Source organism: Pedobacter sp. SL55, assembly GCF_026625705.1.
In the GTDB taxonomy this organism is placed as follows: domain Bacteria; phylum Bacteroidota; class Bacteroidia; order Sphingobacteriales; family Sphingobacteriaceae; genus Pedobacter.
This window is the reverse complement of the sequence record NZ_CP113059.1, coordinates 253,523-276,298: the sequence shown is the minus strand read 5'-3', so window position 1 is coordinate 276,298 and position 22,776 is coordinate 253,523. Positions and strand designations below refer to the sequence as shown.

16 protein-coding genes, 1 tRNA gene and 1 pseudogene are annotated in these 22,776 nt (G+C 38.9%); 12 read left to right on the top strand and 6 right to left on the bottom strand.

The features are described 5' to 3' along the window. Positions 1-15 precede the first annotated feature (15 nt). The 3 genes from OVA16_RS01195 to OVA16_RS01185 form a co-directional block, all read right to left on the bottom strand. Complete coding sequence (locus OVA16_RS01195; protein WP_267763099.1) at positions 16-2,451, bottom strand: AsmA family protein; 2,436 nt, start codon at positions 2,449-2,451, stop codon at positions 16-18. 274 nt (positions 2,452-2,725) lie between these two features. Further along, a complete protein-coding gene (locus tag OVA16_RS01190) occupies positions 2,726-4,186 on the bottom strand; it encodes an LptF/LptG family permease (protein WP_267763098.1) in 1,461 nt (486 codons plus the stop codon). A gap of 172 nt (positions 4,187-4,358) precedes the next feature. After that, complete coding sequence (locus tag OVA16_RS01185; RefSeq protein ID WP_267765319.1) at positions 4,359-4,739, bottom strand: START-like domain-containing protein; 381 nt, start codon at positions 4,737-4,739, stop codon at positions 4,359-4,361. A 260-nt stretch (positions 4,740-4,999) separates the two neighbouring features. On the opposite strand from OVA16_RS01185, the gene OVA16_RS01180 reads away from it, so the two are divergent. The 5 genes and pseudogenes from OVA16_RS01180 to OVA16_RS01155 all read left to right on the top strand — a co-directional run bounded on the left by OVA16_RS01180 (position 5,000) and on the right by OVA16_RS01155 (position 13,045). Further along, positions 5,000-5,073 (top strand) — tRNA-Met (locus tag OVA16_RS01180). 700 nt (positions 5,074-5,773) lie between these two features. Then, positions 5,774-8,971, top strand: a complete 3,198-nt coding sequence (locus tag OVA16_RS01175) for a SusC/RagA family TonB-linked outer membrane protein (RefSeq protein ID WP_267763097.1) — start codon at positions 5,774-5,776, stop codon at positions 8,969-8,971. A 17-nt stretch (positions 8,972-8,988) separates the two neighbouring features. After that, positions 8,989-10,473, top strand: a complete 1,485-nt coding sequence (locus tag OVA16_RS01170) for a SusD/RagB family nutrient-binding outer membrane lipoprotein (protein ID WP_267763096.1) — start codon at positions 8,989-8,991, stop codon at positions 10,471-10,473. A gap of 63 nt (positions 10,474-10,536) precedes the next feature. Next, positions 10,537-11,489 (top strand): annotated as a pseudogene (locus OVA16_RS01160) (alkaline phosphatase family protein). Further along, complete coding sequence (locus OVA16_RS01155) at positions 11,474-13,045, top strand: alkaline phosphatase family protein (RefSeq protein ID WP_267763095.1); 1,572 nt, start codon at positions 11,474-11,476, stop codon at positions 13,043-13,045. Before OVA16_RS01160 ends, OVA16_RS01155 begins: the two are co-directional and overlap by 16 nt. 162 nt (positions 13,046-13,207) lie before the next feature. Here OVA16_RS01155 and OVA16_RS01150 read toward each other — a convergent pair whose 3' ends face one another. Then, a complete protein-coding gene (locus OVA16_RS01150; RefSeq protein WP_267763094.1) occupies positions 13,208-14,611 on the bottom strand; it encodes an alkaline phosphatase in 1,404 nt (467 codons plus the stop codon). 262 nt (positions 14,612-14,873) lie between these two features. On the opposite strand from OVA16_RS01150, the gene OVA16_RS01145 reads away from it, so the two are divergent. From OVA16_RS01145 to OVA16_RS01115, 7 genes are all read left to right on the top strand, one after another. Continuing rightward, a complete protein-coding gene (locus tag OVA16_RS01145; protein WP_267763093.1) occupies positions 14,874-15,527 on the top strand; it encodes a TetR family transcriptional regulator C-terminal domain-containing protein in 654 nt (217 codons plus the stop codon). A gap of 2 nt (positions 15,528-15,529) precedes the next feature. Then, positions 15,530-16,840, top strand: coding sequence for an ABC1 kinase family protein (locus OVA16_RS01140; RefSeq protein ID WP_267763092.1), 1,311 nt, complete (start codon positions 15,530-15,532; stop codon positions 16,838-16,840). Between the two features lie 214 nt (positions 16,841-17,054). Beyond that, entirely contained in the window at positions 17,055-18,050 is a 996-nt protein-coding gene (locus OVA16_RS01135) for an alpha/beta hydrolase (RefSeq protein WP_267763091.1), read from the top strand. Then, entirely contained in the window at positions 18,050-19,045 is a 996-nt protein-coding gene (locus tag OVA16_RS01130) for a pectinesterase family protein (protein WP_267763090.1), read from the top strand. Before OVA16_RS01135 ends, OVA16_RS01130 begins: the two co-directional genes overlap by 1 nt. 231 nt (positions 19,046-19,276) lie before the next feature. Beyond that, a complete protein-coding gene (locus tag OVA16_RS01125; protein WP_267763089.1) occupies positions 19,277-19,696 on the top strand; it encodes a DUF1572 family protein in 420 nt (139 codons plus the stop codon). A gap of 92 nt (positions 19,697-19,788) precedes the next feature. Next, positions 19,789-20,256 (top strand): CYTH domain-containing protein, encoded by a 468-nt coding sequence (locus tag OVA16_RS01120; RefSeq protein ID WP_267763088.1) that lies wholly within the window; start codon positions 19,789-19,791, stop codon positions 20,254-20,256. Between the two features lie 373 nt (positions 20,257-20,629). Continuing rightward, positions 20,630-21,436, top strand: coding sequence for an alpha/beta hydrolase (locus OVA16_RS01115; RefSeq protein WP_267763087.1), 807 nt, complete (start codon positions 20,630-20,632; stop codon positions 21,434-21,436). 160 nt (positions 21,437-21,596) lie between these two features. On the opposite strand, the gene map is transcribed toward OVA16_RS01115, so the two are convergent. Both map and OVA16_RS01105 read right to left on the bottom strand, forming a co-directional pair. Then, a complete protein-coding gene (map, locus tag OVA16_RS01110) occupies positions 21,597-22,361 on the bottom strand; it encodes a type I methionyl aminopeptidase (RefSeq protein WP_267763086.1) in 765 nt (254 codons plus the stop codon). A gap of 64 nt (positions 22,362-22,425) precedes the next feature. Next, complete coding sequence (locus OVA16_RS01105; RefSeq protein WP_267763085.1) at positions 22,426-22,560, bottom strand: hypothetical protein; 135 nt, start codon at positions 22,558-22,560, stop codon at positions 22,426-22,428. Positions 22,561-22,776: the final 216 nt, after the last annotated feature.

Sequence of the window (22,776 nt, the reverse complement as noted above, 5' to 3'; positions counted from 1 at the left end):
GCTATACACTTTGGTTTATAACCTGTCTTTCTTTTTATTCCATCTAATTTTAATTTCGCCATCTTCATCAACCGCCTTTAGGTGTAGAACAATGCCTTTCATCCTAGCCAATTCCCGCTCTTCTTTGTCTATAATATCAGCACTTTTTTTAGGATCTCTCAAAGGAATATCCAACGCGATATTGGTGCCACTATTGAAACCATAAACGCCTTTTACATCGAAGTTAAGTGCCGTAGAATTTACCTTCATTGGACTAATATCTACTTTTTCGCCGCGTAGAGTGAGCAAGCCGTTGAGCTGCTCTAATTGTACATTAGATAAATTCCGACTTCTGAAAACGAACTTTCCTATTTTCTCTAAAGGCTCAAAACCAACTAGAGCAGCTTTGTCTAGCGTAAAATTAACGCTGCCAAACATGGATTTTGGCACCATATTGCCTTTGGATGTGATATTGCCAGAGGCATTTACCTTTGCCGAAAGAAATCCTTTTAGGTTTTTGCTAGTAACAGATTGCTGCCCGAAATTTTGAAAGGCGTAGAAAAATTCTGCCACACTAACCTTTGCAATATTTGCATTTACCTGCATTTTGTTGATAGCACCCATTTGCTCTACCTTGCCGCTAAAATTAACATAGCCACCAGCGTGTTGCACTTTAATTTTGTTAAAGTAAATGCCATTGCCAACTAAAGAAACATTTGCATCCAGATTTTTAGCCACGAACTTATCATAAACAGCATGTTTAACATTCAGTTGCAAATGAACTTTCGAGGCTTCTAACGCAGCACTCAATTGTTCAGAGGCTTCTCTAATTGCGTTTTTACTTGAGCTTGTTTTGCGCTTTGCCTGCCTTGGGCTTAAAAATGGTATAAACTCGCTTAGGTTTAGGTTTGGGCTGCTTAAGTTTACTTTCGCCTCTATTTTTTGCGGATCGGTATAATAGAAGTTTAAGAAGTTTGCTATGGTGCAATTCATGTTAAATATGCTCTTTCCTAATTGAAGCCTGCTATTGGTAATGTTTAGATCTTTTTGGTTAAAATGCAGATCTAATGAACTGTTTGTTAGTTTGAGGTTACGAGGAAGATAAGTGATATCAGCATTTTTAACAGTTACTTTTCCGTAAACTACGGGTTTGGTAAATAGAAAATTATCAATATCTGCCTTGCAAAATAACCGCAAATCGGCTGTGCCCTTTCCAAATCTGAACGTTTCGTCGTTAAACGAGCTGTTCAGTTTTTGCAAATCGAATTTGGAAGTTACCAAGCCCTGAGCAAAAGGTTTTTCTAGGTTAGCTACTGTAAATGTGTCGATTTTTATAGGTGCATTATAGTAGTTGGCTTTCAGTCCATAAAATCTGATGATAGAGTTGGCATCGCCAATGGGTTTGCTGGTGGTATCTTGATTAGAGAAATAACCGGTAAAAGAACAGTTTGTTAATTCTCCAGAGGGGATGGATATGTTGTTGTTTTGTACTGTCATCTTCACGTTAATGAGTGGGTCGGTACTGGTTTTTTCGTCGTTATCAATAATACTTGCAGTAACATCTATGGGTTTTTCTATACCAAATTTGAAAAGCTTTTCTGAGATGTTTGGCGCCAATAATTGCGCAACGTTGTTGTACAAAATTTGATTGGCTTTGATGGCGATAGAAAAAGCAGATTGGTTTTGGGCTATATTGATATTGGCGCCAATGCTGAAAGTATCGTCGCCTATTTTAATTGGTTTTTGATCTATGATGATCACTTCAGCTTCATTATCATAATGGGCTGTCATGTGGCCCTGAATGGTTTTGTTTTTCAAAAAACTGCCTTTTCTGGTGTTGAAAGCAAAACTTCTAATTTGCGTTTTAAGCTTAAAACTGCCATCCCATCTACCAAATGGATAATTGATTTTTCCTTTTAATTCATCTACATAAAAGCTGAAAAGTTTAAAGCGCTTTTGATTGTCAATTACTAAATCAACTTTGTTTAGGTCGATAATCCTTATCTGTAAGTCGCTTGAGTTGTCATCGTTTTCGGCAGCCTTCTTCTCGTTTTTTGCACGAAACATACTGGTGTTGGTGTAACCTGTAGAGTCGGTGTATAGGTAAATATTGGCGTTGTTGATGGCTACTTTACGAATATTGACGGTGCCAATAAGTAAGGAAAGTGCATTTAAAGAAACACCGACATCTTTTGCATACAATAATTCCTTTTGGTGTTGGCTCCACAAGCTATCTCTTAACGACACATTTTTTAAAGAAACCGAGATGCCAGGGAAGCCTTTTAATAAAGTGGTTTCCATGTGCGAAACGCTTAGTTTTCCATTTATTTGGGTATTTACCTGATTAAGTATTTTGCCCAAAATGGCTTTGTTGTTTTTGCTGATGTAGTAAGCTGCTGCCGCCCAAAATAAGACAAACAATACCATTAATGCACCAATAATTTTCAAAGATATTTTGAGCCAACGCTTCATAAATGGATTTATAAGTTAAGATAACAAATAATGATGAAGGTTGTTTTTGTAGCTGGCTATTAAGGCTTGGTCTAGAACTTATTTGTTAGCAAAGTAGTTGCGGTGTGCAGCAAGTTCTGTTGTGCGCCTAAAGTTTTGGTTTTGAGCGATTGCAAGATACAAGAATAGCACAGCAAGTTGTATTTGTTGCCTAATTACTTTAGTCTACAGGTTTTTTACTAGCTTTTAAGATGACAAATAGAAACAAAGCCTTTTGGGGGTTGATTGATTTTTGTTATTTTTCAACTTCAACCACTTTCTTGCGGTTGAAAACCTTTTTAAACAAGCCTACAATCAATTGCTTGTAATAATCGAGGTCAAATAATGCAGAATCAACGGTAGCTTTATAGGTTAAAAACACACCCACTGGGGTAAGGATAATTACCGCCATCCACATGCCAACAACCGGATCTAGCGAACCTTCTTTAGCTGATTTTTCTGCTACTGTAGAAATAATATGATAGAAAAGGAAGAAAATAACGGCAATTACAACTGGCAAGCCCAAGCCTCCCTTTCTAATAATGGCTCCTAAGGGTGCGCCAATAAAAAAGAGCAACAAACAAGAAACTGCCAACGTATACTTACGCTGGTATTCGATTTTTGCCTTTAATACTTCTTTACTCCTAAATTCGTAATCTGGCAGCTGGCCTTTAATCGTCTGTTTCAAAGCATCAATTTGATCAAAAGCACCTTGCAAAGCCTGTACTTTTTGGTCTTTTGGGATAAAATCAATTACGCTGCCCTTGATAGTTTTTACTGGAGCATTAATTTTACTATAGCCTTTTACAATAGTGCTCTGTTTAAAATAATATTGTGCATTAGTTTGTAGTGCTTTTCCAATGCTATCCAAACCTTTGCTTAGCGAGTCTCTTCTTTGTAAAAGTTCTTTACGGTTAAGCATGGGAGCATTGTTCTTAAAATTTTGCTCCTGCGTGCGGGTCATGTCTTTAAAACTACTGAAATCAAACTTTACTTCAGTTTGTTTAAAGCGCATTCTGGTTAGCGTTTGGCGTGGGTTATAAGCTCCATTATTTGAGCCCGCTTCTTGATAGCGAACACCATTAACCAAGTTTAAAACCATATAATTACCATCGGAAGTTTTGGACATTTTGCCCTTTTCTGCCATAATGATTTGTGGAATACCATTACCGCTGCTATGGTCGTAAATCATGATCCCATAAAGCGAATCTATTGCACCTTCGCCTTTACGCTCTACACGCATAGAATAGCCCGGAATGCTGTTGTTAAACACGCCTGGTTTAATTAAAAAGGATAACTTTTTATTGCGGACATCCCACAGCAACGACCCATATTTAAGGTTTGCTTTGGGCAGCATATAATCTGAGAAGAAAAAGGAGGCTACGGCCAAGCCTACAATGAGGACCAACAAAGGCTGCATGGCTTTACGCAAAGAAACGCCCGCAGATTTGATGGCAACCAGTTCATAGTTTTCGCCAAGGTTACCAAAGGTCATGATGGACGATAACAAAATAGCCAAAGGCAAAGCCATGGCCACGTTAGAAGCCGATGCGTACATCATCAATTCTGCAATGACATACCATTCGAAACCTTTCCCTATTAAATCATCAACGTACTTAAACAAAAAGAACATCAACAAAATAAACATCACAATAAAAAATGTGACGGCAAAAGGCCTAATAAATGCTTTGATTAGCAGTAAATGGATCTTTTTCAATTATGCAAAGATAGACGTTTTTTGCAGAAATTGGATGCTTATAATTTGGCTAGTCTGAAGTTTTTTAATGAAATGTTTACAGAAAAAAATGCACCTAAAAGTTTTGGCTTTAATAGCAAATAACCGTGTTACTGCCGTATGCACAAATTTAACGGCTAAAGCAACTTGGTGTTTATGCACCTAAAACGCTTAATAGGTAAGTAATTTGGTTGTCCCAAATCTGCTTTCTTTCTTGTAAAGTTTCGTCGGTAGCAAAGTCGGTAATGGCCAGTGCTACATCGTTGGTAAGTTCGTCTTGTACAATCTCCATTTCAAAGTAGCAATAAGGCTCGTCATCAACCCATCTAAATTTAACTAGCTTATTTTCTTTGGCGCTAATTAGTTTTGCTTTTTGTACTTCACCATCCCACGTAAAAGTATAGGTTTGATCTCTAAAGGTTACATCGTCTGCAAACCATTGCGACAAGCCGTTAGGCTCGTTCAAAAAACTGTATAATATACGTGGCGACGACCTTATGGCATATTCTAATGTAAATTTCTTCTTTTCTGACATCCTTACTTCTATTTTAAACTGACTATATTTTTCTAAAGAAAAGTATTTTCTTTTATAAATGCAAAGTTTTAGAAAATAAGTGTTTTTTATCTTAGCACTTACAGATTTAAGCTTTGCAACAATTAACAAATCAATCAAATTTATAACCAGTACACAATTAATTATCACTAGCATAAAGAGTTAAGAATAGCTGTAGAAAGGATTTAAAATATTTTTCTTGTTTATTGGATTAAATCCTATATTTGCAGCTCTAAAAATTCGGCGGGGTAGCTCAGATGGTTAGAGCGCAGGATTCATAACCCTGAGGTCGGCAGTTCGATCCTGCTCCCCGCTACAAGGCAAAAGCTCACAGCAATGTGGGCTTTTTTGCGTTCTAGGCCTTTTAGTCGCTGGTTTATTGGTAAGAGATATGAAACTGAGCTTAGTTATATGATAGCTATTTGTATCATATTTTTGCGCACAATTTGGCGCATTTATTACAATGCTGGCTACGTTGTACCCTCTTCTGCCATGCTGTAATATCCATTTTCACTAACAATCAACTGGTCAGTGCCTCAATCCCTAACAGCTTACATGCTTTGCACAAAGCATCACTCGTAGGATGGTAGCCTAAATCATTTAATCATGTTTTGCTGCGGTGTTTTTTCTTTGTTATTGATACTAAAGTTTTAGCTTTTTTTCATTGTAAATGAATGCAGTGTGGAAAAATGAAAATCGATAATAGGGCGTAAAATAAATTGGTGGTTAAATTAGATTGTTTTTTTTCTATAATTAAAGTTAGTGAAATGTTAAGGCGTATGCTCTCCTTGTTTTAGAGTTGCTTCAAGAATAGAACTTCATTTGTTTTTTTTGTGCTTATACTTTGTTTGTATTTAGCGCCAGGGCCATTGCTAGTAGCTTAATATTTTGGTAATATTCAATCATGCATTTAATGGCGATTTATTAACCTAAATTTTGCTTCAGCTTCATATCGTTGGTCTAAAATTGCATGAAATTATAACGATAGCGTTCGTTTTGTAAAACCAAAAATCATCATGAAGTTTAGAAAAGCACTCGGCAGCGCCATGTTGCTGTTTATCCCATTAATGGGAAACGTAGCTGAAGCAGCGGCTGTAAACCGACACCTGCCGCTCTCAAAAGCAGTTCAGGAAATGTCAATTTCAGGTACAATTAAAGATGCCGGCGGACAGCCCCTGCCTGGCGTTAGCATTACAGTAAAGGGAACCAAAAGAGGGATATCTTCTAACGGAGATGGAAAGTTTAACCTCAAGGTACAATCATCAGATATATTGGTGTTTTCTTTGGTTGGTTTCAAGACTCAGGAAGTATCGGTAGGTACAAAGACCGTTTTTGAAATCGTACTTCAAATGGAAGCATCTAACCTAAATGAGGTAGTAGTTACCGCCATCGGTATTAAACAACAAAAAAGAAAATTAGGATATGCTACACAAGAGGTAAACACAGAGGTGTTGGATAAGTCCAAAACCATGAACCTTGGTAACGCCCTCAGCGGTCAGGTTGCGGGTTTAAGTGTAAACAATCCCACTGGGATATTCCAAAGCCCACAAATTACCCTTAGGGGAAAAACACCATTATTGGTAATAGATGGTATTCCTGTAGAAAGTAACCTTTATGATGTTTCTTCTACGGATATCGAGAATATCAACATCTTGAAAGGCGTAACCGCTTCGGCGCTTTATGGCTCTAGGGGAAAAAATGGTGCCATTATCATTACCACGAAAAGAGCAAAGGCCGATGGTCTGGAAATCAACGCAGGTACAAATAACATGGTTACTGCAGGCTTCACGGTTTTCCCAGAAACGCAAACCGAGTACGGTAACGGATCGCAAGGCAAATACGAGTTTTGGGATGGTGCCGATGGTGGTATCTCGGACGGTGATATGATTTGGGGACCTAAGTTTGGTACTGGTGTTAAAGTGAGGCAATGGAACAGCCCTATAAGAGATAAACAGACTGGGGCTGTTATTCCTTGGTGGGGAGATGTAAGTGGAACCATTTACAATGATAAGGCAAGGTACGAAAGGGTACCTACCGATTGGGTACGTCACGATAACTTGGGCGAATTTTTAAGCACAGGGATTGTTACTGATAACCACTTATCTATGGCCTATAAGGGCGAGAAAGCCCAACTTTATTTTTCGGGCAAATATGCGCACCAAAAAGGACAGGTGCCTAACACCTCGCTAACCACTGGCGGATTAAATTTTAGTGGGAATTATAACCTGACCAAAAACTTAGTGGCCGAGGCTAGTTTATCTTACAACAAAGTTTATTCTCCAAATTTCCCAAGATATGGTTATGGGCCTAAAAACCACATGTACACCATTTTAATTTGGATGGGAGACGATGTGAACGGCAAAGATTTGAAAGAGCACATGTATGTGCCAGGAGCCGAAGGTTACAGGCAGGCCAACTATAACTATGCTTGGTATAACAATCCGTATTTTGCAGCCTACGAGCTTAACCAAGTACATAACAAAAATACCGTAGATGGTTTAATGCGTTTAGCTTGGACAGTTACGCCGGGACTAACGTTGCAAGCAAGGGGAAACCTAAGAAATACCAGTCTTTTTGAAGATATGCAAAGCCCTAAGTCGTACATGAACTATGGCGATTCGAGAAACGGAGATTATAAGAACTGGAACTCGAACCAAACTAACTTTGATGCAGATTTTCTTTCTACCTACACCAAAGAGTTAAATAACAATTTGGCCTTTACCATTAATGCGGGTGCATCTAAGTTTGCCAGAAGTTACAGGCAACAGTACCAAAGTACAGATGGTATCATTGTGCCATTTGTGTACAGCCTAAACAATACACAGGGGCCCGTAGCGGCAAGTAACAATTTAGAACAAAAAGAAATTCAGAGTATTTACGGTTCTGCAAACTTAGATTTATTTCGTGCGGTGTACCTAAACTTTACTGCCCGAAACGACTGGCCGTCTACTTTACCATCGAGTTCTAACTCTTATTTCTACCCGTCGGCATCCGTTAGTACCATCTTGTCTGAGTATATCAAGATGCCAAAGGCTTTGGATTTTGTTAAATTGAATGCGTCGTGGGCTCAAGTTTCTAATGATTTGTCGCCATACAGTATCCAATCTGTTTACACCAAAGATGTAACTTACGGCAGCACGCCTTCGGTTGGGTATAATGGTAATTTAGTAAATCCGCTAATTGAGCCAGAAAAATCTACTTCTTACGAGCTGGGGCTTTCATCGGGCTTGTTTAAAAATAAGATAAGTTTAGATTTTACCTACTATAACATCATTGATGAGAACCAAATCATAGACCTCAATGTTTCGCAGGCCTCTGGGTTTGCTACAAGAAAGGTTAACGGCAACAAATATGAAACCAACGGATACGAAATTGTATTGGGTGCAAAGCCTATCTCCAACCGTAATTTTGCTTGGGATTTTAATGTAAACTGGTCATCGTCTATCCGTAAACTCAAAGAGATTTACAACAACAATCTCAAATTTGGGAACTTAATGGTAGGAGACAGGGCCGATAGTTATTTTAGTACGGTTTGGGAAAAAAGTGCTGATGGTCAATTGATCTTGGATGCCAATAGTGGGCTTCCGATCAGAGATCCTTTCCAAAGAAAAGTAGGAAACCTAGATCCAAGTTGGAGATTTGGTTTCCAAAACAAATTTAAGATCAAAGATTTTGTGGTAAACATTGATATCGACGGTGCTGTGGGCGGTATAATGAACTCTACCACAATCGAAAAAATGTGGTGGGGAGGTAAACATCCGCTATCTACAGAATATCGTGATGCCGAATACGCTGCTGGTAAACCGGTATATGTGCCAACAGGTGTGGTAGTTACCGGCGGTACTTTGGTTCGCGACGTTAATGGCGTTACTATTTCTGATACCCGTACCTATGCTGCCAATACCAAAGCTGTAAGCTGGCAAACTTGGGCTCAACAGTATCCTTACAGAGCTAGGGTTACCGAAGCCGAAAGCGAAAAGTTTGCCAACACTTTTGATCGTTCTTTTGTAAAACTGCGCAGGGTATCTATTGGGTATGACATTACCAAAGTGATAAAAATGAATAAGATAAAAGCTCTAGATGTAAGTCTTTACGGATACAACTTGGCGATGTGGAAGAAAATGCCTTACCTAGATCCAGATTTTGGTACGGATAGCGATCTACAAGATCCATCGGCTAGATATATCGGCTGTTCAATTAATCTCAAGTTCTAATTATTTACAACGAAAAAATGAAAAAGTTAATCAATATAGGTTTGCTGGCTGCTTGTCTTCTAGCCGTTTCATGCAAAAAAGACCTAGAAGCGTTAAATATCGATCCAAATAGGCCTCAAGAAACTCATCCCCAATTGTTACTTACCAAAGTAGAATGGACAGCTTTTCAGGAGTTTGGTGGTACAGGTCCTTTGTATGCCAACAAAATGCTGGTGCAGAGCGATGGCGAGAACCTAGAACAATACTATAAATGGAACCGCTCTAATTTTGATGGGTTTAATAACTTACGTGTGGTTACCAAGATGGCCGAGGAAGCCGCAAAGCTTAATTTACCTGCCTATACTGCGCTGGCAAAGTTTTTTAGGGCCCATTATTTTTATCACATGACCCTTACCTTTGGTGATATTCCTTATAGCCAAGCTTTAAAGGGCGAGAGTGATAAATTGTTTACACCAGCTTACGATGCCCAAAAGGATGTTTTTAAAGGTATTCTTGTCGAATTAAGCGAAGCAAACGACATCCTTAAAGCTCAAAATACAATTATCCAAGGGGATATTATTTTTAACGGATCGGTACAGAGCTGGCGCAAGGCGGTAAATGCATTGCGTTTAAAAGTACTGATGAGCTTATCTAAAAGAACCACTGAGACCGACCTTGATATTGTGGCAAAGTTTGCAAACATCTATGCTAATGAATTGCTTTTTGCAAAAGATGAAAGCGCCAAATTAGTTTTCTTAAACCAACAGGGCAACAGGTACCCAGAATTTAACTCAAGTAGTTTTGGGTCTGGAATGTACATGGACATGACTTTTGTAGAACGATTGAAGGAAAGGGAAGATCCACGTCTATTTTTATTCTGTACGCAAACAAGGTTAGGAAAGGAAGCGGGCAAGCCGATTTCAGACTTTACTTCTTATGAGGGAGGAGACCCGGCGGCACCTTACGCAGAAACCAATGATAAGGCGGTACTAGGAAGGGTATCAAAGGTGCACGAACGTTATCATTCTGATCCTGTGAACGAACCAAAGGTTTTAATAGGTTATGCAGAGCAACAAATGATTTTAGCAGAGGGTGCGGTGCGAGGTTGGATTACCGCTGATGCAAAAGCGTTATACGAAAGTAGTGTAAAAGCTAACTTTAAGTTTTACGAGAGCAATGTGGCCAGTTTATCTACTTACGTGAACGAGGCGGCTGCCGTGACCTACCTCGGCAAGCCTCTTAATAACTTTGATAATGCAATAAGTACGGCACAAAAAATAGAGTTAATTACTACCCAGCGGTATTTCCAAACCTATTTTCAAAACGGTTGGACTTCACTATTTAATCACTTGCGTACAGGTTACCCTACTTACCGTAGGCAAACTGGAGTAGAAGTACCTTATCGATGGATTTACCCGCAATCAGAGTACAACAATAATGCAGCAAATGTAACTAAGGCTATTACCAGCCAGTTTGGCGCAAATAACGATCTTATTAACCAAGCAACTTGGTGGATCAAATAAATAGTTTAATATTGCGGGACCATATTAAAAAGTGGTCCCGTTTTTTTATAATCGTAAAATATCATGAATTCTAGGAGAGATTTTCTGAAGAAAACAAGCCTGTTTGCGGGGATGGCTACCATGGCCAACGTGGTTCCTCCGTCGTTACTAAAGGCAATGTCTATAGAAGCCGCACCAGGCAGTACCTATAAAGATGCCGAGCATGTGGTGTTTCTGATGCAAGAAAACAGATCTTTTGATCATGCCTTCGGTACGTTAAAGGGCGTAAGGGGTTTAATGATCCGAGGGTACTTAAGCAAACCAATGGCAATCCGTTATGGTTCCAAACCAACAAAGCTGGGCAAACGTTTACTCCTTTTAGGTTAGATATCAACAACTCTAAAATTACTTGGATGGGCTCGCTTCCACATTCGTGGACAGACATGGTGGCGGCTAGGAATAACGGAAAGATGGACACTTGGTTAGAAGCCAAAAAGGCGGGTAGAGCGTATGCGCAAATGCCTTTAACCATGGGCTATTTCGATAGAAAAGACATCCCGTTTTATTACGCACTAGCGGATGCCTTTACCATTTGTGATCAACATTTTTGTTCTACTTTAACCGGCACCAGCCCAAATCGTACTGCTTTTTGGTCGGGGGCAATAAAGGAAAACCCTCACGACGAAAACTCTACTCCTCATGTTTTTAACGGGCAAATAGATTACAAAAACGTAGGGTGGAAAACTTATCCTGAGCGCTTAGAAGAGGCAGGTGTTTCTTGGAGAGTGTATCAAAACGAGCTAAGTGTGCCCGTGGGCTTTAAAAACGAAGAAGAAGATTGGCTGGCCAATTTTACCGATAACAGCTTGGAGTTTTTTAAGCAGTACAACGTTCGCTATCATCCGGCCCATGTAGCCTATTTGAATAAGCAAGCAGCGTTGTTGCCTTCCGAAATACAACATTTGGAAGCCAAATCTCCTAAAACTGTAGAGGAAGATAAAAAGCTTAGTGAAAAAAGGCTTTGCTTGAAAAAGTAACGGCAGCCACTAAAGTATATCATGAAAAAGGCTTTAGCGAGTTAACTGATTTTGAAAAAAGTATCCATGCCAAAGCTTTTGTTACCAATACTGCCGATCCAGATTATCATCAAGTAGAAAGTATATCGTATAACGATGACGGCACCGATAGAGAAATGACCGTGCCTAAGGGCGATGTACTGTATCAGTTTAGAAAAGATGTAGCACAAGGGCAACTGCCTACGGTTTCTTGGTTGGTAGCTCCCTGTCGCTTTTCAGATCATCCAGGGTCTCCGTGGCATGGCGCTTGGTATATTTCTGAAGTATTAGATATTTTGACAAAGAACGAAGAGGTATGGAAAAAAACGATCTTTATACTTACCTACGACGAAAGCGATGGCTATTTTGACCATCAATCGCCGTTTGTACCACCACATACCAATAGGCCACATACCGGAAAAGTATCTGAAGGGATACACACCACTACAGAATTTTCGGGCTTAGATCCTAAAAAACCTCAACAAGAAGGTAGCGACAGTCCTATTGGGCTTGGTTTTAGGGTGCCAATGATTGTAGCTTCGCCTTGGTCTAAAGGTGGCTATGTCAATTCACAGGTATTTGATCATACATCTTGCCTGCAGTTTTTGGAACATTTTATTGCTGCCAAAACCGGTAAGGTTATCAAAGAGACCAACATTAGCGATTGGCGTAGACATGCTTGCGGAGATCTTACCTCTATATTTAGAACGGCAGATAGTAAGCCCGTAAACCTAGAAAGCCTTGAGCGTAATAAGTTTATTGAACGTATTTATGCCGCCCGCTATAAGCCGTTGCCAGGTAATTTTAACGCAGTTACACAACAGCAGATAAATGAGGCCAAGAAAAATGGACGTGTAGAAAAGCTATGTCCAGCGCAAGAGCCGGGTGTAAAGCCATCAAACGCATTACCATACGAGCATGAGGTAAATTTATTTGAGCTTAAAAACGGAATACTGGAAATGCAATTTGCGGCGGGTAAAACCTTGTTTGGCGGTAAAAGTGCAGCAGGTGTATTTCAGGTTTACGCACCAGGCAGTTTCATGGTTAAAAATAATGGCCCCGCTGTTGAAATGAACCAATGGAATTTTTGTGTTATCCCAGGTGATAAGCTTAGCTATCAATGGCCAATTGCAAGTTTTATAGGTAACTACTACCAGTTAGATTGTTATGGTGCAAATGGGTTTTTTAGATGCTTTAAAGGGACAAAAAAGGCTTCGGGCCTCGTTGTAAAAGTTGATGCCGAACGCTTAAACTATAAAAAGGTTTCGGGTAATATGGCGGTAAATCTGTTGGCAGATAGGAACATGAAGGTGCTGGTTACCGATAATGCTTACGGTGCAGCTAGGCAGGTAATATCTTTAAAAAAAGGAAGCAATCAGCAGTTAATTTTACCTAGCCAGCAGAGTGGAGGATGGTATGATTTTACAATTGAGATTGAAGGAGACGAAACCTTCTCTCAGCAATATGCGGGCCGTGTGGAGACTGGAAGGGAGTCAACTTCAGATCCGTTAATGGGCAGACTGTTGGCAAAAAAATAGTTATTGTTAAATAACCTGAGTTTATTACATATAAAATAAAGCGGAGCGTTTAAATTTAGCCCTATTTCAATATAAGGATTGAAACAGGGCTTTTTGATCTATTGAAAATCAAATTTTTGCTTTTAGTATCGTCTCTTTTTGTTTGATTTGCTGAGTTTAGGCCTAAGCAGATATGCCAGCAGCCTTTAACATAATTTGATGCAGTTCTGTATTTCGTAACACCGGGTTTATCAGCTCGCTTCCTGGGCCGTAAGCGGCTAGCTCCACATAGTCTGAAGAGTGCTCCATAGATGCCCAGTGTATAGCGGTATACTCGGCCTGTATTTTTCCAAATAGCTCAAAAGGTAACTTTCTTACATTATATAATCCTCCGCCATCTAGTTTTTCGTAATGCGACAATAGATTTTTTGCTTGCATATTTGAAATGGTATATCCTTGCGCATCATTGATAAGTTCAATCAATTGGCTTGGCGGCATGCTGTTTTGTATACGGTTAAGTACCCAATCGTTACTATGTCTAAATTTTTGTAGCAAATCAAATTTTTGATCTACATCATCTTCTCCAAAGATAGCTGGGTTGCCATTGCCGTGGTCTGTAGTAATAATTACAAGCGTATTTTTGTCTTTTTCGGCAAAATTCATCGCTTTTTCTACGGCCAAATCAAACTCAAGCTGGTCAAATAGCAGACCTGGAGAGTCGTTGGAGTGTGCCGCCCAGTCCACTTTTCCCCCTTCAACTTGCAGTACAAAACCTTCTGGGTGTTCTTTCATTAGCGCTATAGCATTTTCTGTCATCTCGGCTAGCGTGGGCACTTGGTTTTGAAGCTCCTTATCGTGTGTATAATCTACGGTATAAGGCAGTGCGTCTGCTGCAAAAATACCTAATAAAGGCTTATTTCCCTTAAAAGCAGCTAATTCTGATTTGTTTTTTACCAAATGATATCCAGCCTCGGTAAACTGCGTGTAAACATTTTTCTTATCAGCCCTTTTAGCTGGATTAAAATATTTGTCTCCACCACCCATCATTACATCAAACTTTAAGGGTAGGTACTGCAGTGCAATTTCTTCTTGCTTGTTTCTAGATTTATTGGCAATGCAAAAACCAGCTGGCGTAGCGTGGGTAATTGGAACGGTGGTAACGCATCCTACTTTTTTACCAGCATGCTTAAATTTTTGTAAAATAGGTGTGTTAAAAGATCCATCTGCATTTACATTAAGCGAACCGTTATTTACCCTTTTGCCTCCGCCCCAAGCAGAGCTCGAAGCAGCAGAGTCGGTAACCATGCTGTTGGCAGAAGCGGTATCCATAAGAGATCGGGTTATGCTGCGGTCGCGATAAAGCGAAATCCACTTGCTTTCCTTGCCGTTCATGCGCTGCGAAACTAGATTGGCCATGGTAAGTGTGCTGCTACTCATACCATCGCTAACTAAAAATATAATGTTTTTGGCTTCTCCAACAAGGTTTTTGTTTGAAACGAGTAATTGTTCTAATGGCTTGGTAGCGCTTAACAATGAAACACCGAGAGCAGATAATGCACCCGTTTTTAAAAATTCTCTCCTAATCATGGCCAAATTTAAAGGCTGTAGATTAAGACAAGGTTAACTAACGGCGTGGTTAAGGTTAAGTTTTTGTATTATTTGGTGTTGATAATTGGTTATTTGAGATTTGAATATTGATAATTGGTTATTCGAGATTTGGATTTTGGATATTTAATAAATAGAATAATTCTACACAATTTTTATTGCAAAACCGTGATAAATAAAGTCTTAAATTTGAGTGGTTGCACAAACCAATACTACTTTTTTTACGTTTTTAAAATAAAAGAAAATGGCAACGCAGGCACAAATCAAAAAAGGTTATATCGATTATGTTCTAACAAATAACGAGCAACCTAAATCAGTTTATAGTTTTGTTAAGAAATTAAAAATTACCGAGGCCGAATTTTATACTTTTTATGCTTCTTTTGATAGCATAGAAAAAAACATTTGGTTTGAGCTAACCGTAGAAACTATTGACGAAATTAAAAAACAGGAACTTTGGGAGCAATATTCTTCTCGCGAAAAGATGTTGTCTTTCTTTTACAGCTATATAGAGCTGCTAAAAAGCCAAAGAAGTTTTGTCATCTACAGCTTAAAAAAGCAGCCGAAAAAAATAGGTACGCCGGCAGTTTTATCTGGTGTTAAACCCATATTCGAAAATTTTGCCGAAGAAATTATTAGTGATGGCTTAGCCAATGGCGAATTGGCCGACCGTAAGTTTTTTGCCAAACGTTATAAAGATGCGCTTTGGGTGCAGTATGCCTTTATCCTTAACTTTTGGATAGATGATGATAGCACTGGCTTTGAAAAAACCGATGAAGCTATTGAGCGTGGCCTACAGGTTACTTTCGATCTGTTTCAGCGTTCGCCAATAGACAACCTTTTTGAATATGGAAAATTCCTTTCGCAAAACGGAAAATTAAAAGAGAAAATGGGTTTTTAACTATGATGAAAGCACAAGAAACCATGCCTACCACCAAGGTAGAGCGTTCTGCTAAATTTGTGAAAACAGGCTTACAGATTGGCGGAAATTATATTAAACACTATTCTAAAAAAATCTTCAATCCTGCGCTAAGCCGTGATGAATTGAATGAAGATAATGCGGCAGATATCTACAGCTCTTTGAGCGAATTGAAAGGCTCTGCCTTAAAAGTTGCGCAAATGTTAAGCATGGACAAAAATATTTTGCCAAGAGCTTATGTAAATAAATTTACGCAGTCGCAATACAATGCACCACCTTTATCTGGGCCACTCATTGTGCGCACTTTTACCAAAAGTTTCGGTAAAACTCCCGATAAGATTTATGATAAGTTTAACATCAAATCTACCCACGCTGCATCTATTGGCCAGGTTCACGAGGCAGAACTGAATGGTAAAAAACTGGCGGTAAAAATTCAATACCCTGGAGTTGGCGATAGTATTTCTTCTGATCTAAAACTGATAAAACCTTTTGCTTTTCGTTTGTTGGGCATGAGCGAAAAAGAGTTGAACATTTACATTAAAGAGGTAGAAGAACGCCTGTTGGAAGAAACCGATTACGAACGCGAAGTGCGTAGCTCTATCGAATTTGCCGAGGCCTGCAAGAACCTAAATAATGTGGTATTCCCTACGTATTATCCGGCACTTTCTAGTAATAGAATCATCACCATGGATTGGATAGAAGGGCTACATTTGAAAGAGTTTTTGGCCACTAATCCTTCGCAAGCGCTGAAAAATAAAATAGGTCAGGCACTTTGGGATTTCTACAATTTCCAGCAACATGAGTTGCGTAAGGTGCATGCAGATCCGCATCCGGGCAATTTTTTAATTACCAGCGATGAAAAATTGGGAGCTATAGATTTTGGTTGTATCAAAGAAATGCCCGATGATTTTTACGAACCGTTTTTCAGCTTAACTTCTACAGATTTATTCGAAAACAAGGAAGAAACCATCAAAGCCTTTCGTCAGTTGGAAATGATTTTGCCGAATGATACGCCGGCTCAAATCGAATTTTACTATAAGGCCTATAAAGAAATGATTTCGCTTTTTGCAAAACCCTACGTAACCCCAACATTTGATTTTAGCCAGAACGATTTTTTTGAGTCACTTTATAGTTATGGCGAAAAAATTGCCAAAATGCCAGAGTTTAAACAAGCCCGTGGGGTTAAACATTTCATCTACATTAACCGTACAAATTTTGGTTTGTATAACATTTTGCATGAGTTAAAGGCCACGGTAAACACGCATACATTTAAGCCGCATTTAAAAAGGGGCTAATTTGATTAACATTTTTGCTATAGCTTTAGGTTACGAGGCGGTTAAATGAATACTCAATTCAAAAACCTTTCTGTACATCTGTATTACGGCAACGATTGCATAATTTCAGCTGTAGTAATTGGCAATAACTAACGGATAATGCACTATATTCACTTAGATTAAGTGCTAGCTTAACTACTAGTTAGGTAGTGCTATATCCGAATTAGTATAAGCAATGATGAACCAAATGTATCTTTTGAAAAAAGCAGCCTTTATTTTTCTTCTTAGCATTTCCGTAGTTAGCCTAAAAGCTCAACAGTACCTTTGGAAAACAGGCGTACGAGATACCAGCTATTCTAGTTTGCAAGATTTTAAGAAAACGGTTAAGCAGTACCCTAATATCGAATTGGTAAAGGAGAAGTCTTCGCCAAAAGTTATCGAAAAAAGAAACCTAACTTACGCTGATGCAGGAAATCGTCCACTCAAAATAGATGCGTTTTTGCCGAAGAAACCAGCGGCTAAAACTCCAGCAATACTTATTGTGCATGGCGGTGGATGGCGCTCAGGCGATAGGAGCCAACATATTCCGTTGGCCCAACAGTTAGCTGAGCGTGGGTATGCTAGTTTTACAGTAGAATATCGCTTATCTACCGAAGCATTTTATCCAGCGGCGGTTTACGATTTAAAAGCCGCAGTGCGATGGTTAAAAGCAAACGGAAAGAAACTTAATATCGATACAGCAAAGGTAGCTATACTCGGTTTTTCTGCTGGTGGACAGCTCGCCGCTTTGGTTGGGCTAACCCCTGATGTTCAGAAACTTTCAGGCAATTTTGGCAATACCAAATACGCTAATGATGTGGCTACGGTAATTGATATTGATGGAACGTTATCTTTTGTGCATGAAGAAGCTTGGGAAACCCAAAACAAAGAAAGCATTAACGCTTCGGCCAAGTGGTTGGGATATCCGCGAACCGAACGGCTAGATTTATGGGAAGAAGCATCGCCATTAACTTATGCAGATAAAAATAATATTCCTTTTCTGTTTTTAAATAGTTCGGTAGAACGCATGCACGCCGGACGTGATGAGTTTACAAAGAAAATGGATAAAAAAGGAGTTTATACAGAGGTGGTAACTTTTGAAAATTCGCCACACTCTTTCTGTCTTTACCAACCCTGGTTTTCGCAAACCGTAAACCATATTGATACCTTCCTTAAAAAAGTATTTAGATAATGAAATTTAAAATGCTTTGTTTGTTTTTTGCTGTTGGTTTAACCATTAATTTATTTGGAGGCCAGCAAGTTAAAGATATTATAGTAGCTCAGGATGGTAGTGGAAATTTTAAAACCATACAAGCTGCGGTTAATTCCGTTCGCGATCACATGCAGTCTAAAGCAATCATCCGTATTAAGGCAGGTACGTACAACGAAAAATTAGTGATCCCAGCGTGGAAAAAATATATCCACCTCATTGGAGAAAGTAAAGAAAACACCACCATCAGCAATGGCGATTATTCTGGAAAGCCGCATCCAACTACAGATTTTACAGGTAATACCAAATATAGTACCTATACCTCGTACACAGTTTTGGTTCAGGCAAGCGATTGTATCATCGAAAATTTAACCATCGAAAATACGGCGGGGCCAGTAGGCCAGGCAGTAGCTTTAAATGTAGAGGCAGATAGATTCGCCGCAAGAAATTGTAATTTCCTCGGAAATCAAGACACCTTGTATCTTTCTAAAGATGGCAAGAACTATTTTGAAGGTTGCACCATTACCGGAACCACAGATTTTATTTTTGGCGAGGCTACTGCCGTGTTTAGTAAATGCATTATCAAAAGTTTGGCTAACTCTTACATCACGGCGGCGTCTACCACCAAAGAGCAAACGTTTGGCTTTGTGTTTTTAGATTGCGATTTAACTGCCACGCCAAACGCCACAAAAGTATTTTTAGGTAGGCCTTGGCGTCCGTTTGCGAAAACCGTGTTTATTGGCTGTAGTTTAGGCAAGCATATTGTTGCCGAGGGTTGGCATGCTTGGCCCGGCGACCCAATGTTTCCGAATAAAGAAAAAACAACCTATTATGCCGAATATGCAAATACTGGTATTGGTGCTAACACAACTAAACGGGTTTTATGGGCTAAACAATTAACCAAAAAAGAAGTGAAAGCTTATACAATTCAAAATATCTTTAAGAATTGGATGCCTGATTTTAAACTCGAAAAATAACCCGTGAGTGTGCTTGATGGTTTTAATAATAGGTACCAGCAAGATTAAACTTTAAAAAAGAAGCACGAAGATTTTAATGCAGCTTGTTGTTTTTTAGACTCGTTGAAATACATAAGTCTTTATATTTGTTTTAGTAGGTGGGTAACTTTCTACGTACTTAAGCAGGCTATAAAGGATGATAAATTTGATATTGATTAGCGTTTAAGCCAGAAAATTATAAACAGGATCAATATGCTAAACGAAACCTTAATAACACTTTTTGAGAGAGATTTAAATAGGGTAATCACTGAACTGAAACATTACAAAAGCGAAGCAAATATTTGGCGTATAGCGCCAGGAATTGCCAATTCGGCTGGTAATTTGGTGCTACATCTCATCGGAAATTTGAATACTTATATTGGTAAAGAAATTGGAAAAACAGACTTTGTAAGAAATCGGGAGCTAGAGTTTTCGCAGAAAGATATACAAAGAGCAGAGCTTGTTTTCCAATTAGAACATACCATCATCATTATAAAAAACTCGCTAAGCTTATTAACAGAGGAGGATTTTAAAAAAGAACTATCCGCTGGTGGTATTGCCGGAAATAACTGCCACAGAATATTTTATGGTGCATTTAGTGGGCCACCTCAATTATCATCTAGGCCAAATTAATTACCATAGACGCTTACTAGAAGGATGAGCCGAGAAGCCAGATAAAAATTGGTAAATGGAATTGCTATCTTCGGCCTAAAAAAAGTTTCATCATGGCAATAGAGATAGAACATAAATATTTGGTTGATCGAGCGGAATGGGATAAATTGGGAGCTGCCGAATTTGTTGAAATTAGACAAGGCTATCTGCAAACCGACCCCAATAAAACCATTCGTGTGAGAACAAAAGCAGATAAGGGCTATTTTACCATTAAGGGAAAAGCCGTTGGTGCAAGTAGATTAGAGTTCGAATACGAAATTCCGTTGCTAGACGCTAATGAATTGTTGGATAAATTTTGCTCACAACTGATAGAAAAGAAAAGATATCATGTTGTGCATAATGGTAAAACTTGGGAAGTCGATGTTTTTGAGGGTTTAAACCAAGGTCTTATTGTTGCTGAAATTGAACTGAACAGTGAGCAAGAAAGCTATACTTTGCCCAATTGGGTAGGCGAAAATGTAACTAACGATGTTAGATATGCAAATTCTAATTTGGCTATTACACCATTTGCTAAGTGGTAAAGTAGGCTATGAAGCAAAGCAGAAAAAACAGTTCTGTAAATACATTTTTATAGTGCTGAAAATCAATTAAATTAATGTGAATTAGGATACTAATTCAGTAGGGCGTCATCCGCCTCTCCGAGGGGACAGCGTAAGGAAAATGAAATTTACTAATATTTGTGTCCACACGATAGCCTTTTGAGGGGTCAGAACGTATGAAATAAATAGTTAGCTACAGCCTAAAGCAAACAAATAATTAAAAATTGTACAATAGTTTTTAATTCGCATTGCGAAATTTATCATTTTTCAATTTGTAGAACAACCGTAAGCTACCAGTGAGGAAACTAAATAAGAATTCCTATATTCGATGTGTTACTTTAACAAGTCCTTAACGATGAAAAATATATTATTTGCCCTTTTTATATTATTTGCCTTAAAATCTGCTGCAGCAAACGTAGATACCGTTAAAACGTATAGCCCATCTATGAAAAAGGAGATTAAAGCAGTGGTTATCACTCCGGCAAATTATAAGGAAAAAAGTAAATTTCAGGTGGTTTATCTATTGCACGGTTATTCGGGTAATTATGCCAATTGGGTAACTACAGTTCCGGCAATTAAAAATTTAGCAGATCAGCACCAATTGATCATTGTATGTCCAGATGGTAACTTTAACAGTTGGTATTTAGATAGTCCAGAGCAACCAAATTCTAAATATGAAACTTACATTGCCAAAGAGCTGGTAAAATGGATCGATGACAATTACAAAACCATTGCCGATAAAAAAGCCCGTGCCATTACAGGTTTAAGCATGGGCGGGCATGGCGCTTTGTATCTTGCGTTTAAACATCAAGATGTGTTTAGTGTAGCTGGCAGTATGAGTGGTGGAGTAGATATTAGGCCTTTTCCAAATAATTGGGATATGGCCAAGTTGTTAGGTACGTATGCTGCAAAACCCGCACAGTGGGATAATGCTTCGGTAATTAATTTAACCCATTTACTAACACCAAACTCGTTGGCTTTAATTGTGCAATGCGGAACGGAAGACTTTTTTTACAAAGTGAACGTAGCCCTGCACGAAAAATTGACCTATCAGAACATCCCTCATACGTTTATTACTAACCCGGGTGGGCACACTTGGAAATATTGGGCAGATGCCATTAATTACCAATTGGTGTTTATTAAAGCGAATTTGAAAGAGTGAGCAGTTGTGAGTTACGAGTGTCGGTTGTGAGTTGGTAAATCAGCAAAATCAGCGGTAAAACGAAGCCAGTTAACAATCGAAAACCAATAACCATCCTCAACTAAGAAATAGTTTATTACTGTACACTAATACCTAATCCCTAGCCACTAATTCCTAATCCCTAATCCCAAATTTCGTTAGCTTCGGTAAGAATAATAGGTTTACCATCAGTAACTATAATAGTATGTTCGTGCTGTGCCATGTAGCCGCCTCGGTTGCCTACCATGGTCCAGCCATCGGCTAAAGTTTCGGCAATGGTAGAAGTAGTAGAGATAAAGGTTTCTATAGCCACCACTGAGTTTTTTTTGAAGCGGGTCAAATTAAAACGGTCTTTGTAGCACGCCACTTCATGTGGTTCTTCGTGTAAGCTGCGGCCAACGCCATGCCCCGTTAGGTTTTTAATCACTTTGTAGCCACGTTTTTTGGCTTCGGTTTCTATGAGATGGCCAATATCCGAAATACGTACACCGCCTTTAATGTTTGCAATGGCTTTTTGCAAAATTTCTTTCGATGCATTTACTAACTTTTGGTGCTGATGAATATCCTCTCCGAGTACGAAAGAGCAACCATTGTCAGACCAAAAGCAATTGAGTTCGGCAGACACGTCAATATTGATCAAATCGCCTTCCTTTAAAATTCGTTGTGCCGTAGGTATGCCATGGCAAAACTCATTATTTACGCTAATGCAAGTATATCCCGGGAAATTGTAAGTAAGAAAGGGTGCCGATTTAGCGCCAAATTCTTCCAACATTTTACCGCCAAAATCGTCTAGCTCTTTAGTGCTCATACCCACCTTTGCATAGTCCTTCATCGCTTTTAGCGTTAAGGCCACTGCTTCGCTTGCTTTTTGCATTCCTTGTAGTTCGGCTTCGTTGGTAATAGACATCGCTTAAAATTTTGCTTCAAAAATAATGAGGCAAAGGTAGGTATTTTAAGAAACTAAGTCTGTCTTAACGATGTAATTTAGCATACAGCCATTGCCCCAAAGCGTAGCCATTTTGATAAATTCCTATAGCCAAAGCCAAAATAATAATAGGAAGTAGGAGTTTAAACCATTTAGATTTCAATAATTCTTCTCTGTTCATTTTTTGTTTGTTGGGTTGTTGTTAGAACGAAGAGATGGTGAAATTGTTACAGCGGTTATTCGAGAGATTGATCGTTAATTTGTGTTCGAGAACTTCTTTAAAACAATTAGGCTAAAGCCAATCAGAATTTTATCGAATATCCGTCGGTTAAAACCGACGGGAATGATAAGCAATATTTTCATTGCCCTTGGCTAAGCGGCATTAAGTCCATAACTA

What these genes read in the sequence shown, in the direction of transcription:
- OVA16_RS01150 (WP_267763094.1), bottom strand. Translation starts at nt 14,611, where the DNA reads ATGATTAGGAGAGAATTTTTAAAAACGGGTGCATTATCTGCTCTCGGT.
- map (WP_267763086.1), bottom strand. Translation starts at nt 22,361, where the DNA reads ATGTCTATTACCAACGAAGCCGAACTACAAGGAATGCAAAAAGCAAGC.
- OVA16_RS01135 (WP_267763091.1), top strand. Translation starts at nt 17,055, where the DNA reads ATGATGAACCAAATGTATCTTTTGAAAAAAGCAGCCTTTATTTTTCTT.
- OVA16_RS01130 (WP_267763090.1), top strand. Translation starts at nt 18,050, where the DNA reads ATGAAATTTAAAATGCTTTGTTTGTTTTTTGCTGTTGGTTTAACCATT.
- OVA16_RS01125 (WP_267763089.1), top strand. Translation starts at nt 19,277, where the DNA reads ATGCTAAACGAAACCTTAATAACACTTTTTGAGAGAGATTTAAATAGG.
- OVA16_RS01115 (WP_267763087.1), top strand. Translation starts at nt 20,630, where the DNA reads ATGAAAAATATATTATTTGCCCTTTTTATATTATTTGCCTTAAAATCT.
- OVA16_RS01145 (WP_267763093.1), top strand. Translation starts at nt 14,874, where the DNA reads ATGGCAACGCAGGCACAAATCAAAAAAGGTTATATCGATTATGTTCTA.
- OVA16_RS01140 (WP_267763092.1), top strand. Translation starts at nt 15,530, where the DNA reads ATGATGAAAGCACAAGAAACCATGCCTACCACCAAGGTAGAGCGTTCT.
- OVA16_RS01195 (WP_267763099.1), bottom strand. Translation starts at nt 2,451, where the DNA reads ATGAAGCGTTGGCTCAAAATATCTTTGAAAATTATTGGTGCATTAATG.
- OVA16_RS01185 (WP_267765319.1), bottom strand. Translation starts at nt 4,739, where the DNA reads ATGTCAGAAAAGAAGAAATTTACATTAGAATATGCCATAAGGTCGTCG.
- OVA16_RS01105 (WP_267763085.1), bottom strand. Translation starts at nt 22,560, where the DNA reads ATGAACAGAGAAGAATTATTGAAATCTAAATGGTTTAAACTCCTACTT.
- OVA16_RS01175 (WP_267763097.1), top strand. Translation starts at nt 5,774, where the DNA reads ATGAAGTTTAGAAAAGCACTCGGCAGCGCCATGTTGCTGTTTATCCCA.
- OVA16_RS01170 (WP_267763096.1), top strand. Translation starts at nt 8,989, where the DNA reads ATGAAAAAGTTAATCAATATAGGTTTGCTGGCTGCTTGTCTTCTAGCC.
- OVA16_RS01120 (WP_267763088.1), top strand. Translation starts at nt 19,789, where the DNA reads ATGGCAATAGAGATAGAACATAAATATTTGGTTGATCGAGCGGAATGG.